The organism is Escherichia sp. XD33 (genome assembly GCF_019375075.1).
In the GTDB taxonomy this organism is placed as follows: Bacteria; Pseudomonadota; Gammaproteobacteria; order Enterobacterales; family Enterobacteriaceae; genus Enterobacter; species Enterobacter flexneri_A.
Genome location: NZ_JAENDM010000041.1, coordinates 20,609 through 37,673 on the forward strand (window position 1 = coordinate 20,609; position 17,065 = coordinate 37,673).

The window sequence follows — 17,065 nt, forward strand, 5'->3', positions numbered from 1 at the left end:
TTCCAGAAGCAATGTGCGACATCGTGAGCCATGTCAGTAAGTGGTTAAATTCGCAGTGGTAGCATGCCTCCCGTGATTTCTTACTAACCGGAGAAGTAATGGAACTGCTTTTATTGAGTAACTCGACGCTGCCGGGTAAAGCCTGGCTGGAACATGCGCTGCCGCTGATTGCTGAACAGTTGCAGGGTCGCCGTTCAGCGGTATTTATTCCTTTCGCTGGCGTAACGCAGACCTGGGATGATTACACAGCGAAAACGGCTGCGGTTCTCGCTCCGCTGGGTGTTTCTGTCACCGGTATTCATAGCGTTGTCGATCCCGTTGCCGCTATTGAAAATGCTGAGATCGTGATTGTCGGCGGCGGTAATACTTTCCAGTTGCTGAAACAGTGCCGCGAACGCGGGCTGCTGGCACCAATTACTGACGTGGTGAAACGTGGCGCGCTGTATATTGGCTGGAGCGCAGGCGCTAACCTTGCTTGCCCAACTATTCGTACCACCAACGATATGCCGATTGTCGATCCGCAAGGTTTCGATGCGCTAAATCTGTTCCCGCTGCAAATCAACCCGCACTTCACCAACGCGCTGCCGGAAGGCCATAAAGGTGAAACCCGTGAGCAGCGTATTCGCGAACTGCTGGTCGTCGCGCCAGAACTGACGATTATTGGTCTACCGGAAGGTAACTGGATCACAGTGAGTAAAGGTCACGCTACGCTGGGTGGCCCGAACACCACTTATGTGTTTAAGGCTGGTGAAGAAGCGGTTCCGCTGGAAGCTGGTCACCGTTTTTAAGTGAATTGCCGGATGCATGATCCGGCATCTTGTTCATAGTGCCTGATGCGACGCTTGACGCGTCTTATCAGGCCTACAGGATTCACAATATTAATACTCGTCCCGTCCTTCATCTTCATCCGGCTGTTCCAGCACACTGTAAGCCACCGAACAAAACAGCGAGTTCAGGCGCTGCATATCTCCCAGTAAGCCTAAATGTAGCGAACTGGTTTCAATGCTCTGCACGTTTTGCTGATGCAGGCGATCGACGTGGGCGTGGGAATAGCGGCGATTAAGAATGCGAAAACGATGTTTGCTGCGACGCAAACGACGAGCGCTGGTGACATCGCCAGAGAAGAACACCGACATTGCCAGCTTTAAATTACTGAGCAATTGCTCATAGAGCGCATCCAGTTCCTTCAACCCATCAAGCGAAAATGCCCGCCGTGCTGCCAGTGATTTGTCAGCAATTTCGCTGCCCATGCGCTCGACGATATCGGAGGCCTGTTCAAGGTTGAGCGACATTTCGATGATCTCTGCCCAGCGGCGCGACTCTTCCTCCGCCAGCTCTTCTTTTGGCATCCGCGCCAGATACAGCTTAATGGCGGTGTAGAGAACGTTGATATCATCTGCCAGCTTACGCAGCTCTTTCTCCTGCCGTGGCTCACCGTGCATCACTTTATTCAACCCTTCCATCATCTGTTCCATGGCGTCGCCAATGCGCAGGGTTTCGCGCGCGGCGTTCGCCAGAGCAAGCGTGGGCGTATCCAGCGCGCTGACATCCAGATGTTTAGGCCGTAGCTGGGTATCCAGTTCCGGTTCATCGCGAATAATCGTTTTGCAAAACCGTGCCATCGGGTCAACAAATGGCAGCATGACCAGGCAACGTACAAGGTTGTAGAAGACGTGGAAATAGATCACCAGTTCCGCTTTTGGCAATGACAACTTCCCCATTGTCTCTGCCAGCAAATGGACAAACGGCAGGATAATCAGGCTACCCACCAGCTTAAACAGCAGACTACCCAGCGCGACACGGCGGGCTGCGGCATTGGCGGCACTGTTGTTGAGCATTGCCAGCAGACCGGAACCGAGGTTAGCACCAATCACCAGACAGAGCGCCACGGGGAAGGAGATAATGCCTGCGGCGGTCAGAGTCGCGGTCAGCAGTACAGCAGCAAGGCTGGAGTAGCTGATAATGGCGAACATCGCGCCAATCAGCGCATCCAGCAGAATATCGCCGGTCAGCGAGGCAAAGATCACCTGAACGCCGTTTGCCTGGGTGATCGGCGTTACGGCCTGCACAATCAACTCCAGCGCTAGCAAAATCAGCCCAAGACCAATACCGACGCGGCCCAGTTGCCCGGCGCGTGACTGTTTGCGTCCGAGGAAAAAAATCACGCCGATAAAAATAAGTAACGGTGACAGCCAGGATAAGTCGAAGGTGAGAATACGCGCCATTAGCGCCGTCCCGACATCTGCACCCAGCACAATGACCAGAGCCGGTGCGAGGGCTACCAGATCCTGAGCGACAAACGAGGTCACCAGCATGGTGGTGGCATTACTGCTCTGTACCAGTGCGGTAACGCCGATCCCCGCGCAAAAGGCGAGCGGCTTTTTTTCGACGCTCCGGCTAAGGACAGTACGCAAACGCGCGCCGAAGACGCGCATTACGCCGGTTCGAACAATATGAGTCCCCCAGACCAGCAGGGCGACGGCAGAAAGCAGGTGAAGCAGCGTTAACACGAGTTCAGGTTCTCCTTATCGTTATATGTTCCTGAAGCAATTGAATGACCAAAGGACCGGAAACACGCTGACTGGCATCTTTACTGTGCCTTTTGACATTCGTTTTTCCGGCTAAGATTATTCCAGCCTGTTTCCAGTATAAGTGTTTCATATTAATAAAGAGACAGGGCACTCATTGAGCGCCCTGTTTGTTGTAAGGAAAAGTGACAGATTTGTGAATCAGTCCGCGTCATACCCCAGATTCGGTGCCAGCCAGCGCTCAACTTCGGTAACGCTCATACCTTTACGGCGGGCATAATCTTCAACCTGATCGCGCTGAATTTGTGCTACAGCGTAGTACTTGCTGTCCGGGTGGCTGAAGTACCAACCCGAAACCGATGCACCGGGCCACATGGCGAAAGATTCTGTGAGTTTCATGCCAGTGTGTTTTTCCACTTCCAGCAGCTCCCAGATGGTGGCTTTTTCCGTATGTTCCGGGCAGGCCGGATAGCCCGGTGCCGGACGGATGCCCTGGTAGTTTTCGCGGATCAGCTCTTCGTTGCTGAGGTTCTCGTTCGGCGCATAGCCCCAGTAGACTTTACGCACACGCTCATGGAGATACTCCGCAAAGGCTTCGGCTAAACGGTCGGCAAGCGCTTTCACCATGATTTTGTTGTAATCATCGTGCTGCGCTTCAAAGGCATCAGCCAGTGCGTCCTCTTCCAGCCCGCCAGTCACGGCAAATGCGCCGATGTAATCTGCTTTACCAGAAAGCTTCGGCGCAACGAAGTCAGCGAGACAGTAGTTAGCGAAGCCTGTTTTTTCGGTCTGTTGACGCAGATGGTGGCTGACGTTGATCACATGGGTACGCGTTTCGTCACGGTAGATTTCAATGTCATCGCCCACACGGTTTGCCGGGAACAGGCCCACCACGCCACGCGGATTCAGCGTTTTCTCGGCGCTTAATTTATCCAGCATGTCGTTGGCGTCTTTAAACAGCCGCTGCGCCTCAACGCCCACCACTTCATCTTCCAGAATGCGCGGATACTTCCCGGCCAGCGACCAGGTCATAAAGAACGGTGTCCAGTCGATGTAATTACGCAGCGTTTCGATGCTGGCTTCGACTTCCTGCACGCCGAGACGGTGCGCCACCGGCGGCGTGTAAGCCTGCCAGTCAAAAGCGAAATCGTTATCGCGCGCCGCTTCCAGCGTGACCGGTGGTGTGCGCGGTTTCTTGCGCCCGTGCTGAATACGTACGGTTTCGTACTCCTTGCGGGTACGAGCGACAAAATCATCACGCTGGGTATCGGAAAGCAGCGCCGCCACCACACCAACGGTACGCGAGGCATTCTGCACATACACCGTCGGGCCGCTGTAGTTCTGCTCGATTTTCACCGCCGTGTGCGCTTTTGAGGTCGTCGCGCCGCCAATCAGTAACGGAATAGTGAAGCCCTGACGCTCCATCTCTTTCGCCACGTTAACCATCTCGTCCAGCGACGGCGTGATAAGCCCCGAAAGGCCAATCAGATCAGCATTCACTTCTTTAGCGGTACGGAGAATTTTTTCCGCAGGCACCATAACGCCGAGATCGACAATTTCGTAGTTGTTACATTGCAGCACCACACCAACGATATTTTTACCGATGTCGTGGACGTCGCCCTTCACGGTGGCGATCACCATCTTGCCGTTGGTTTTGCCCTGCTCTTTGCTGGCTTCAATAAACGGTTCGAGGTAGGCCACCGCCTGTTTCATGACGCGCGCCGATTTGACCACCTGTGGCAGGAACATTTTCCCTTCGCCAAACAGGTCGCCGACCACATTCATGCCGTCCATCAACGGGCCTTCAATCACTTCAATCGGGCGCGTAGCCTGCTGGCGGGCTTCTTCGGTATCCTGCTCGATAAACTCGGTAATGCCTTTGACCAGCGAGTATTCCAGACGTTTATTCACTTCCCACGAGCGCCACTCCGCCTGCTGGGCGTTGGCGGTGTCGTCGGTTTTGCTGCCGCGATATTTCTCGGCAAGCTCCAGTAAACGCTCGGTGCCATCGTCGCGACGATTAAGAATCACATCTTCCACCGCGTCGCGCAGTTCAGCGGGTAGGTCGTCGTAAATCGCCAGTTGCCCGGCGTTGACGATCCCCATATCCATGCCATTGCGAATAGCGTAGTAGAGGAACACTGCGTGAATGGCTTCGCGCACCGGATCGTTGCCACGGAACGAGAAAGAAACGTTAGATACGCCGCCGGAAATCAGCGCGTGCGGCAGTTCGCGTTTGATGTCTTCACACGCGCCGATAAAGTCCTGCGCGTAGTTGTTGTGCTCTTCAATGCCAGTTGCGACCGCGAAGATGTTTGGGTCGAAGATGATATCTTCTGGCGGGAAGCCAACCTCTTCGGTGAGGATTTTGTACGCCCGACGGCAAATCTCGATTTTCCGTGCGCGAGTATCGGCCTGTCCCTGTTCGTCAAAGGCCATTACCACCACTGCCGCACCGTAGCGACGCAACAATTTCGCGTGATGGATAAAGGCATCGACGCCCTCTTTCATCGAGATAGAGTTAACAATGCCTTTGCCCTGGATACACTTCAGACCTTTTTCAATGACGTCCCATTTTGAGGAGTCGATCATAATCGGCACGCGAGCGATATCCGGTTCACCGGCAATCAGATTGAGAAAACGCACCATCGCCGCTTCGGCATCGAGCATCCCTTCATCCATGTTGATATCGATAATCTGCGCGCCGTTTTCCACCTGTTGACGCGCGACATCCAGCGCCTCGCTGTATTTCTCTTCTTTGATCAGGCGCTTGAACTTAGCGGAACCGGTGACGTTGGTGCGTTCACCCACGTTCACAAACAGGCTATCTTCGCCAATGTTCAGCGGCTCCAGGCCGGACAAACGGCAGGCTACGGGAATTTCCGGCAGTTTGCGCGGCGCTAATCCTTCTACTGCACGACTCATCGCTGCAATATGTTGTGGCGTGGTGCCACAGCAGCCGCCGACGATATTGAGAAAACCCGCTTGCGCCCATTCACGTATCTGTTTTGCCATCGTGTCGGCGTCGAGATCGTACTCACCAAAGGCGTTGGGTAGCCCGGCGTTCGGGTGCGCGGTGACGTAGCATTCCGCAATCCGTGACAGCTCCTGCACGTACTGGCGCAGTTCATCGGGCCCCAGCGCACAGTTCAGGCCAAAGGTCAGAGCTTCGGCGTGGCGCAATGAGTTGTAAAATGCTTCGGTGGTCTGCCCGGAGAGCGTGCGCCCGGAGGCGTCGGTGATGGTGCCGGAGATCATAATCGGCAGCTCAACGCCCAGCGCTTCAAACTCCGTTTTCACCGCAAATACCGCCGCTTTGGCGTTAAGGGTGTCGAAAACGGTTTCAATCAGGATCAGATCCGCGCCACCTTCCACCAGCGCTTTGGTGGACTCTCGATAAGCCGCCACCAGCCCGTCAAAAGTGATATTACGAAATGCCGGATCGTTGACGTCCGGAGAAATAGACGCCGTGCGGTTGGTCGGGCCGAGAACACCGGCAACGTAGCGCGGTTTCTCTGGCGTGCGCGCGGTCCACTCGTCAGCACAAGCTCGCGCCAGTTTCGCCGCCGCAAAGTTGATTTCCGCCGACAGGGATTCCATCTGGTAATCCGCCATCGCAATGGTCGTGGAGTTGAAGGTGTTGGTTTCGATGATATCCGCGCCCGCTTCAAAGTAGGCGTTGTGGATAGCGGCGATCACTTCCGGTTTACTGAGTACCAGCAGGTCGTTGTTGCCTTTGAGGTCGCATGGCCAGTCGGCAAAGCGTTCACCACGAAAATCGGCTTCGTTCAGTCGATAACTCTGGATCATGGTGCCCATACCGCCGTCCAGCACCAGAATACGTTCATTTAACTGCGCACGCAGTTGTTCCACTTTGCTGCTCACACTTGCTCCCGACACGCTCAACCCAGATTTAATAAAAATTCAACAAACCATACTGGCATAAACGCATCTGTGGTAAAAGCGACCACCACGCAACATGAGATTTGTTCAACATTAACTCATCGGATCAGTTCAGTAACTATTGCATTAGCTAACAATAAAAATGAAAATGATTTCCACGATACAGAAAAAGGAGACTGTCATGGTCGCACCCATTCCCGCGAAACGCGGCAGAAAACCCGCCGTTGCCACCGCACCAGCGACTGGACAGGTTCAGTCTTTAACGCGTGGCCTGAAATTACTGGAGTGGATTGCCGAATCCAATGGCAGTGTGGCACTCACGGAACTGGCGCAACAAGCCGGGTTACCCAATTCCACGACCCACCGCCTGCTAACCACGATGCAACAGCAGGGTTTCGTGCGTCAGGTTGGCGAACTGGGACATTGGGCAATCGGCGCACATGCCTTTATGGTCGGCAGCAGCTTTCTCCAGAGCCGTAATTTGTTAGCGATTGTTCACCCTATCCTGCGCAATCTAATGGAAGAGTCTGGCGAAACGGTCAATATGGCGGTGCTTGATCAAAGCGATCACGAAGCGATTATTATCGACCAGGTACAGTGTACGCATCTGATGCGAATGTCCGCGCCTATCGGCGGTAAATTGCCGATGCACGCTTCCGGTGCGGGTAAAGCCTTTTTAGCCCAACTGAGCGAAGAACAGGTGACGAAGCTGCTGCACCGCAAAGGGTTACATGCCTATACCCACGCAACGCTGGTGTCTCCTGTGCATTTAAAAGAAGATCTCGCCCAAACGCGCAAACGGGGTTATTCATTTGACGATGAGGAACATGCACTGGGGCTACGTTGCCTTGCAGCGTGTATTTTCGATGAGCACCGTGAACCGTTTGCCGCAATTTCTATTTCCGGACCGATTTCACGTATTACCGATGACCGCGTGACCGAGTTTGGCGCGATGGTGATTAAAGCGGCGAAGGAAGTGACGCTGGCGTACGGTGGAATGCGCTGACTTTTTCTGGCGGGCAGAGGCAATATTCTGCCCATCATACCTGAGTGGCAATAGAATAAGGGTGTCTGTTAATCGCATTGACGCCAAAATAACTTAATGTCATACACTTCACACACTTTTATTAACTCAGCATTATTTTTAAACATCAAACCACTTAATTATTAACAAAATCGCAAGATCTCATTCCACCGAAACTTTTACGGCTGCATTATGAGATTGAGCGATTTATGATATTTCTTTAGTTGTAATCATATTAAATTTTTTCACTGTTCTGATAGTTAAAATTCAAGACATCAATAAACAATGAGATATTTAAATGATTACTCGTATTCCTCGTAGTTCTTTCTCTGCAAATATTAATAATACAGCCCAGACAAATGAACACCAAACCCTGAGTGAATTGTTTTATAAAGAACTCGAGGATAAATTTTCTGGCAAGGAGCTGGCGACGCCTCTATTAAAAAGCTTCTCAGAGAACTGTAGACAAAATGGTCGTCATATCTTTAGCAACAAGGATTTTGTCATTAAATTTTCCACGTCCGTCTTACAAGCTGATAAGAAAGAAATTACGATAATTAATAAAAACGAAAACACGACACTTACTCAAACCATTGCCCCAATATTTGAAAAATACCTAATGGAAATTTTACCTCAACGCTCAGACACTCTTGATAAACAAGAATTAAACCTAAAATCAGATAGAAAAGAAAAAGAATTCCCAAGAATTAAACTTAATGGTCAATGTTATTTTCCGGGGCGACCCCAAAACCGTATAGTATGCCGACACATTGCTGCACAATATATTAATGATATTTATCAGAATGTTGATTACAAACCCCATCAAGATGATTACTCTTCAGCTGAAAAATTTCTCACGCACTTCAACAAAAAATGCAAAAACCAGACTTTGGCGTTGGTTTCCAGCCGTCCTGAGGGGCGTTGCGTTGCTGCCTGCGGTGATTTCGGGCTAGTTATGAAAGCATATTTTGACAAGATGGAATCAAATGGCATCAGTGTTATGGCAGCCATATTACTGGTGGATAACCATGCTTTGACGGTCCGGCTAAGAATAAAGAACACAACTGAAGGATGTACCCATTACGTGGTTTCGGTTTATGATCCTAATGTAACTAACGATAAAATAAGAATTATGAGCGAAAGCAAAGAGAATATTAAACACTATTCTCTGATGGATTTTATGAATGTAGATTATAGCCTCCTGAAATGGTCAAATGATCATGTTATTAATCAATCTGTTGCAATAATTCCAGCACTTCCGAAAGAACAGCTATTGATGTTAAAAGGATCTGTGGATGAAATAACCCCTCCATTATCACCTGCAACGATGAATTTGCTAATGGCAATTGGTCAGAATCACCAACTTACGCAACTGATGATTCAACTCCAGAAAATGCCAGAACTACATAGAACAGAAATGTTGACTGCCTATAATAGTATTAACCTGCCAGGTTTATATTTGGCTATAAATTATGGTAATGCGGATATCGTTGAGACTATTTTCAATTCATTGTCAGAAACAGGATATGAAGGATTACTCTCGAAAAAAAATCTCATGCATATTCTGGAGGCAAAAGATAAAAATGGTTTTTCTGGATTATTTTTAGCGATATCACGTAAGGATAAAAATGTTGTAACCTCGATTCTGAACGCCTTACCTAAACTGGCCGCAACACATCATTTAGATAACGAACAAGTGTATAAATTCCTGAGTGCCAAAAATAGAACGTCCAGCCATGTTTTATACCATGTTATGGCGAATGGTGATGCCGACATGCTGAAAATTGTTTTGAACGCGTTACCTTTGTTAATTCGCACATGTCATTTGACTAAAGAACAGGTACTCGATCTCCTGAAGGCAAAGGATTTTTATGGTTGCCCAGGACTATATCTGGCGATGCAAAATGGACATAGCGATATCGTGAAAGTTATTCTTGAAGCATTGCCCAGCCTAGCCCAGGAAATTAACATTTCAGCTTCCGATATTGTAGATCTTCTGACCGCTAAAAGTCTTGCGCGCGACACGGGTTTGTTTATGGCCATGCAGCGCGGACATATGAACGTTATTAATACTATTTTTAACGCATTACCCACTCTGTTTAATACGTTTAAATTCGATAAAAAAAATATGAAGCCCCTCCTCCTGGCAAATAATTCTAATGAATATCCCGGTTTGTTTTCAGCGATACAGCATAAACAACAAAATGTTGTAGAGACGGTTTATCTTGCTTTATCTGACCATGCACGCCTGTTTGGATTTACCGCTGAAGATATTATGGATTTTTGGCAACACAAAGCCCCACAAAAATACTCTGCCTTTGAGTTGGCTTTTGAATTTGGTCACCGGGTTATTGCTGAATTAATCCTTAATACATTAAATAAGATGGCTGAAAGCTTTGGCTTTACGGATAACCCTCGATACATTGCGGAGAAAAATTATATGGAAGCTTTACTCAAAAAAGCATCTCCCCATACCGTACGCTAAATCTTTGCCTGCGCCGATACGCATAAACATCTTCCACATGCCCTTCACGTATGCGGTTTTGTAGTGCGCGCCAGTAATCAGCGCGGAACAGGTCGGCGTGCATCTCTTCAAACAGCGGACCAATACGCGGGTCGGCGCATAGCCAGTGGCGAAACTCTTCCGGGAAAACATCGCCCGGCGAGACGCTGTACCACGGTTCGCTGGCAAGTTCGTCTTCCGGATAGCGCGGCGGCGGGATGTCGCGGAAATTCACTTCCGTCATGTAGCAAATTTCATCGTAATCATAAAAAACCACACGCCCGTGACGGGTGACACCGAAGTTTTTAAACAGCATGTCGCCAGGGAAAATGTTAGCAGCGGCAAGCTGGCGAATAGCGTTACCGTATTCTTCAATGGCGTCGCGCAACTGCTGACCTTCCACTTGTTCCAGCCAGATATTGAGCGGCACCATCCGCCGCTCAATATAAAGATGGCGAATCACAATTTGTTCGCCGAGATCGGTGATTTTTTCCGCTGCTTCCTGAAGCAGTAATTCCATTAATGCCGGGGAAATATGCCGCTTCTCCAGCACAAAGTTTTCAAACTCCTGGGTGTCCGCCATTCGGCCCACGCGATCGTGCTCTTTCACCAGTTGATAGCAGGCACGAACGTGAGCGGCAGACATCTCTTTCTGCGGCGCGAACCTGTCTTTGATGACTTTGAATACCCGATCAAAGCCCGGCAGCGTAAACACCAACATCACCATTCCACGAATACCCGGCGCTTCAATGAACTGCTCATTACAGCCCTGTAGATAAACGAGATATTCGCGGTAGCTTTCGGTTTTGGCGTGCTTCTGGCAGCCGATAGCCATATACAATTCAGCGGTGGTTTTACCTGGCAGAATTTCCCGTAGCCACTCGACCAGCGCTGCGGGCAGCGGCGCATAAACCATAAAATAAGAACGCGCAAAGCCAAAAACAATGCTCGCTTCGGCGGTCGTCGTCAGGCAGGTATCAATAAATAACTCGCCGTCGTCCGTCTGGTGGATCGGCAGCAAAAATGGCAATGTGCCGGAAGGTGTGATCAGTTTGCCTACCAGCCAGGCGGCTTTATTGCGGTAAAACAGTTCGTTCGCCACCTGTAAATGACTTTCCGCGAGGTTGTCTGTCCCCAGCGTTTCCGTCAGATGGCGAATAATGTAATGGATGTCACGGCTTTTATTCTGCCAGCGCAGGCGCAGCGGTAGGTCGCTGATAACGCGCATCAGTAGAGATTCCCAGCCGTGATCGGGGTGAAAGTCTTTCGCCAGCGGGCGGGGAATGGTACGAAAGCGGCGCTCTGGCTGAGAGCTAAAGATAAAAAGCCGCTCGGGAGTAAGCGAGCGGTGGTCAAATAACCGACAGTACACGGAGTTAAAAAAGCTCTCCGCAATCTCGAAGCGCGGGTAATCCGGCAACAGCCGGGTGTAATGCTCTTTAACACGTAGTAAAAATGCCGCGTCCGTACTTTGGCCGTTAGTAATGCAGCGCAGTTGCTCCACGACCAGACCAACGTGATGATCGTAAAGATGGATACGGTTTTTCATCGCCTGCTGGACAGCATGCCAGTCGGCCTGTTCGAAACGCTGCTGCGCACCGGAGGTCACTTCGAGGAATCGACCATACTGAGCATCGAAGCCTTGCAAAATGGTTTGAGCAATCAATAATTCCAGGCCACGCGGCATTTAGCGCCCTCATCAGGAGCAGAGAATTGCCGGATGCGGCGTAAACGCCTTATCCAGCCTACGTTCGGCAACGGTTGTAGGCGTGATAAGACGCGCAAGCGTCGCATCAGGCATCGTGCACCGATTGCCGGATGCGGCGTAAATGCCTTATCCGGCCTACGTTCGGCAACGGCTGTAGGCATGATAAGACGCGCAAGCGTCGCAACAGGCATCGTGCACCGATTGCCGGATGCGGCGTGAACGCCTTATCCGGCCTACAGTCAGCAACGGTTGTTGTTGCTTAGAACTGCGATTCTTCAGTGGAGCCGGTCAGCGCGGTGACTGAAGACGTGCCGCCCTGAATAATAGTCGTCACTTTATCGAAGTAACCTGTACCCACTTCCTGCTGGTGAGATACGAAGGTATAGCCATCTTTCGCGGCGGCAAATTCCGGCTGCTGCACTTTCTCAACGTAGTGCTTCATACCCTCGCCCTGGGCATAGGCGTTTGCCAGGTCAAACATGTTGAACCACATGCTGTGGATACCTGCCAGGGTGATGAACTGGAACTTGTAGCCCATATCCGACAGCTGCTGCTGGAAGCTGGCAATAGTTTTGTCGTCGAGGTTTTTCTGCCAGTTGAACGACGGCGAGCAGTTATAAGCCAGCAGTTTGCCCGGATATTTCGCGTGGATAGCTTGTGCAAAGCGACGCGCCAGTTCCAGATCCGGCGTGGAGGTTTCACACCAGACCAGGTCAGCATATGGCGCATACGCCAGGCCACGGCTGATCGCTTGCTCAATGCCCGCATGAGTACGGAAGAAGCCTTCACTGGTACGCTCGCCGGTAATAAATTCGCTGTCATACGGGTCGCAATCGGAGGTGATCAGATCCGCCGCATCAGCATCGGTACGGGCAACCAGCAGGGTTGGAACGCCCGTCACGTCAGCTGCCAGACGCGCCGCGACCAGTTTCTGAATAGCTTCCTGAGTTGGCACTAAAACTTTGCCGCCCATGTGACCGCATTTCTTCACTGACGCCAGCTGATCTTCGAAGTGAACTGCCGCTGCACCGGCTTCAATCATCGCTTTCATCAGTTCAAAGGCATTCAGGACACCGCCAAAACCGGCTTCCGCATCGGCAACGATCGGCAGGAAGTAATCGACATAGCGCGGATCGCCCGGCTCAATGCCCGCGGACCATTGGATCTGATCGGCACGACGGAAGGTGTTGTTGATCCGCTCCACCACAGCTGGCACCGAGTTTGCCGGATAGAGCGACTGATCCGGATACATGCTGGCCGCCAGGTTAGCGTCCGCCGCTACCTGCCATCCCGACAGATAGACTGCTTCAATACCCGCTTTCGCCTGTTGCAGCGCCTGACCGCCAGTCAGTGCGCCGAGGCTGTTGATGTAGCCTTTTTTCGACTCACCGTGCAGCAGACGCCACATTTTCGCTGCGCCCAGTTGCGCCAGCGTGCATTCAGGATTGACTGAACCGCGTAATTTCACCACATCTTCCGCACTGTATGGGCGAGTAATGCCTTCCCAACGCGGTTGAGTCCACTCTTTCTGTAATTCTTCAATTTGTTGTGTACGGGTTTTCATGTGCAGATGCTCCATAGTTATGTGGTGGTTTACGCTAACAGGCGGTAGCCTGGCAGGGTCAGGAAATCAATTAACTCATCGGAAGTGGTGATCTGTTCCATCAAGCGTGCGGCATCGTCAAAACGCCCCTGGGAGAAACGTTCTTCGCCCAGTTCGCTGGCAATGACTTTCATCTCTTCGCCCAGCATCTGGCGGAACAAGGCTTTGGTCACCGGTTTGCCATTGCTCAACGTTTTTTGATGATGGATCCACTGCCAGATCGAGGTACGGGAAATTTCAGCCGTCGCCGCATCTTCCATCAGGCCATAAATCGGCACACAGCCGTTGCCAGAGATCCACGCTTCGATGTACTGCACAGCCACGCGAATGTTGGCGCGCATACCTTCTTCGGTGCGTTCACCATCACAAGGTGCCAGCAGCTGATCGGCAGTAATCGGCGCGTCTTGTTCGCGCATCACTTCAAGCTGATTTTTACGGGAGCCGAGAATGTCGTTGAATACCGCCATTGCCGTGTCCGCAAGGCCTGGGTGAGCGATCCATGTGCCATCGTGACCGTTATTGGCTTCCAGCGATTTATCCGCTTTTACTTTGTTGAGCACCTGGTTATTGTGCTCTTCATCTTTGCTCGGAATAAACGCCGCCATGCCGCCCATCGCAAAAGCACCGCGTTTATGGCAGGTTTTAATCAACAGGCGTGAGTAAGCATTCAGGAATGGTTTATCCATCGTCACTGCCTGTCTGTCTGGCAGGACGCGATCGGGATAGTTTTTCAACGTTTTGATATAGCTGAAGATGTAATCCCAACGACCGCAGTTCAGACCAACAATATGGTCACGCAGCGCGTGAAGGATTTCATCCATCTGGAACACGGCGGGCAGCGTTTCAATCAGCAACGTCGCCTTGATGGTGCCGCGCGGCAGATTAAAGCGATCTTCTGCATAGCTGAAGACTTCGCTCCACCAGGCCGCTTCCTGCCAGGACTGGGTTTTCGGCAGATAGAAATAGGGACCACTGCCCTTTGCCAACAGTGCCTGATAGTTGTGGAAGAAATAGAGCGCAAAATCAAACAGGCTGCCGGGGATTGCCTCACCACGCCAGGTGACATGTTTTTCCGGCAAGTGCAGACCGCGTACCCGACAAATCAAAACCGCTGGATTGGGCTTGAGCTGGTAAATTTTGCCTGCTTCATTGGTGTAACTGATGGTGCCGTTAACCGCATCACGCAGGTTAATTTGCCCGTCGATCACTTTGTTCCAGTCTGGTGCCAGTGAATCTTCGAAATCGGCCATAAAGACTTTCACATTGGCGTTGAGCGCGTTGATCACCATCTTGCGCTCTACCGGGCCAGTTATCTCTACGCGGCGGTCTTCTAAGTCCGCAGGAATCCCGCGAATTTTCCAATCAGCATCGCGAATGGAAGCTGTTTCCGAAATAAAATCAGGCAACGTTCCGTTATCAATATCTTGCTGCTGCTGAATGCGCGCTGCCAGAAGTTTATTGCGTTGTGGCGTAAAATGCGTCACCAGCTCAGTCAGAAATTCTACCGCTTCGGCAGTAAGAATTTGCTTCTCCTGCTCGCCATACGGCCTTGTGAAAGCCAGTTCATCGGTTGTTGTTGCCTGTTCAGTCATCGTGCAGCTCCTCGTCATGGATCCGAAAACTTCCCCACTGTGAACGAAGGATCGTTGTGCTCTTTTCGTTCAGCACAACTAAGACTACTCATTTAAAATGCAAAATCAAAAACAATTTCCATTTTAATTAAAAATACTTGATAACTTGTTGATAACAATATGAATAAAATCTATTCACCTGCTGAGGTACGTTTCGGAAATAAAAAAGGCACCCGAAGGTGCCTGAGGTAAGGTGCTGAATCGCTTAACGATCGACTATCACAGAAGATTAATCCAGCGTTGGATTCATGTGCCGTAGATCGTATGGCGTGATCTGGTAGACGTAATAGTTGAGCCAGTTGGTAAACAGTAAATTACCGTGACTACGCCAGCTCGCTCGCGGTGTATTTTGCGGATCATTGTGCGGGAAATAGTTATACGGTAAATCCGGGTCTAGTCCGGCTTCCACATCGCGGAAAAATTCCTGCGCCAGCGTTTGCGCATCATATTCGGGATGGCCCGTCACAAAGGCAATGCGCTTATCTTTACTGGCAAACAGATATGCATCCCCTTCTTCCGTCTCTGCCAGAATTTCCAGATCGGTGTAATCACGAATCAACGCTGCCGGAAAGTCAGCATAGCGCGAATGCGGTGCCAGGAATGAATCATCAAAGCCACGCGTCAGAAGCGCATGAGGATGGAGAATATGATGCTCGTAAACGCCAGAGAGTTTGTCGGTGCGAGTTTGCTTAGGAATGCCGTAGAGGATATTGAGCGCGGCCTGTACCGCCCAGCAGACAAACAGCGTCGAGGTGACGTGATCTTTCGACCACTCCAGCACCTGTTTGATCTGCGGCCAGTAAGCGACATCATTAAACTCCACCAGGCCCAGCGGCGCACCAGTTACAATCAAACCGTCAAAGTTCTGATCCTGAATATCTTCAAAGTTACAGTAGAAGTTGTTCAGATGCTCTGCGGGCGTGTTGCGCGATTCACGGGAATCGATGCGCAACAGCTGAATATCGACCTGCAAAGGTGAGTTTGAAAGCAGGCGCAGAAACTGATTTTCAGTTTCAATCTTCTTCGGCATCAGGTTAAGGATCAGAACCTTAAGTGGACGAATTTCCTGACCAGACGCACGAGAAGTTGTCATCACAAAGACGTTTTCTTCACGCAAGAAATTGACGGCGGGTAGCTCGTCCGGTACACGAATCGGCATAACCTGATTACCTCACTACATACGCTTATACGTTTAGACATCCAGATAGCTGAAGATAACCAGAAAATTTGCCAATGTCGAGCCTGCATGTTGAAGGTGAGAAAGTTTCAAGGAAAAGACTACGTTAGAATATAAGAATGACTAAAAGGAGAGAAAATGGTTATTAGTATTCGCCGCTCACGGCATGAGGAAGGGGAGGAACTCGTTGCGATTTGGTGTCGTTCTGTCGATGCCACTCACGATTTTCTATCAGCAGAGTATCGGACCGAGCTGGAGGACCTAGTTCGTTCCTTCCTGCCGGAAGCGCCGTTGTGGGTCGCGGTTAATGAGCGGGATCAGCCGGTTGGATTTATGTTGCTAAGTGGGCAGCATATGGATGCGCTGTTTATCGATCCTGATGTGCGCGGCTGCGGCGTAGGTCGGGTGCTGGTGGAGCATGCGCTCTCGATGGCACCGGAACTGACAACCAACGTTAATGAGCAAAATGAGCAGGCGGTTGGGTTCTATAAGAAGGTGGGTTTTAAGGTTACGGGACGCTCTGAGGTGGACGATTTGGGGAAACCGTATCCGTTGCTGAATCTGGCGTATGTGGGGGAATAAGCCGCCCCCTATCGTGCTATCGTGCCTGCGTAAGCTGGATAAGACGCGCCAGCGTCGCATCCGGCATTTTTTTCTGCGCCAATGCAAAAAGGCCATCCTGACGGATGGCCTTTCGCTTTATTTGATGCCTGGCAGTTTATGGCGGGCGTCCTGCCCGCCACCCTCCGGGCCGTTGCTTCGCAACGTTCAAATCCGCTCCCGGCGGATTTGTCCTACTCAGGAGAGCGTTCACCGACAAACAACAGATAAAACAAAAGGCCCAGTCTTTCGACTGAGCCTTTTGTTTTATTTGATGCCTGGCAGTTCCCTACTCTCGCATGGGGAGACCCCACACTACCATCGGCGCTACGGCGTTTCACTTCTGAGTTCGGCATGGGGTCAGGTGGGACCACCGCGCTAAGGCCGC

10 protein-coding genes and 1 rRNA gene are annotated in these 17,065 nt (G+C 50.9%); 4 read left to right on the top strand and 7 right to left on the bottom strand.

Going from position 1 to position 17,065, the window contains the following annotated elements; genetic code table 11:
* The first annotated feature begins 98 nt into the window (after window positions 1-98).
* Complete coding sequence (gene pepE, locus K0778_RS19200; protein ID WP_000421763.1) at window positions 99-788, top strand: dipeptidase PepE; 690 nt, start codon at window positions 99-101, stop codon at window positions 786-788.
* 90 nt (window positions 789-878) lie between these two features.
* On the opposite strand, the gene K0778_RS19205 is transcribed toward pepE, so the two are convergent.
* The gene (locus K0778_RS19205) at window positions 879-2,510 is read right to left on the bottom strand and encodes a Na/Pi cotransporter family protein (RefSeq protein WP_000956830.1); all 1,632 of its coding nucleotides are present in this window, start codon (window positions 2,508-2,510) and stop codon (window positions 879-881) included.
* A 219-nt stretch (window positions 2,511-2,729) separates the two neighbouring features.
* Window positions 2,730-6,413 carry a methionine synthase gene (gene metH, locus K0778_RS19210; RefSeq protein ID WP_000096011.1) on the bottom strand — a complete coding sequence of 1,228 codons (3,684 nt, stop codon included), beginning with the start codon at window positions 6,411-6,413 and terminating at the stop codon, window positions 2,730-2,732.
* A gap of 199 nt (window positions 6,414-6,612) precedes the next feature.
* Here metH and iclR point away from each other — a divergent pair, with 199 nt between their 5' ends.
* Window positions 6,613-7,437 carry a glyoxylate bypass operon transcriptional repressor IclR gene (gene iclR, locus K0778_RS19215; protein WP_000226403.1) on the top strand — a complete coding sequence of 275 codons (825 nt, stop codon included), beginning with the start codon at window positions 6,613-6,615 and terminating at the stop codon, window positions 7,435-7,437.
* Between the two features lie 316 nt (window positions 7,438-7,753).
* The gene (gene espL4, locus K0778_RS19220; protein ID WP_000632913.1) at window positions 7,754-9,940 is read left to right on the top strand and encodes a type III secretion system effector EspL4; all 2,187 of its coding nucleotides are present in this window, start codon (window positions 7,754-7,756) and stop codon (window positions 9,938-9,940) included.
* Here the strand turns inward: espL4 and aceK are convergent.
* From aceK to metA, 4 genes are all read right to left on the bottom strand, one after another.
* Window positions 9,909-11,645 (bottom strand): bifunctional isocitrate dehydrogenase kinase/phosphatase, encoded by a 1,737-nt coding sequence (aceK, locus tag K0778_RS19225; RefSeq protein WP_001137220.1) that lies wholly within the window; start codon window positions 11,643-11,645, stop codon window positions 9,909-9,911. The two genes, espL4 and aceK, sit on opposite strands and share 32 nt — an antisense overlap.
* A 280-nt stretch (window positions 11,646-11,925) precedes the next feature.
* Window positions 11,926-13,230 (bottom strand): isocitrate lyase, encoded by a 1,305-nt coding sequence (gene aceA / locus K0778_RS19230; RefSeq protein WP_000857856.1) that lies wholly within the window; start codon window positions 13,228-13,230, stop codon window positions 11,926-11,928.
* Between the two features lie 29 nt (window positions 13,231-13,259).
* Window positions 13,260-14,861 carry a malate synthase A gene (gene aceB / locus K0778_RS19235; protein WP_000138905.1) on the bottom strand — a complete coding sequence of 534 codons (1,602 nt, stop codon included), beginning with the start codon at window positions 14,859-14,861 and terminating at the stop codon, window positions 13,260-13,262.
* 268 nt (window positions 14,862-15,129) lie between these two features.
* On the bottom strand, window positions 15,130-16,059 hold the full coding sequence (gene metA, locus K0778_RS19240; RefSeq protein ID WP_063084504.1) for a homoserine O-succinyltransferase: 930 nt from the start codon (window positions 16,057-16,059) through the stop codon (window positions 15,130-15,132).
* 156 nt (window positions 16,060-16,215) lie between these two features.
* Between metA and K0778_RS19245 the strand changes: the two genes are divergently transcribed.
* Complete coding sequence (locus K0778_RS19245) at window positions 16,216-16,659, top strand: acetyltransferase (protein WP_000237005.1); 444 nt, start codon at window positions 16,216-16,218, stop codon at window positions 16,657-16,659.
* 294 nt (window positions 16,660-16,953) lie between these two features.
* Here K0778_RS19245 and rrf read toward each other — a convergent pair.
* Window positions 16,954-17,065 (bottom strand): 5S ribosomal RNA (gene rrf / locus K0778_RS19250); the annotation flags it as partial.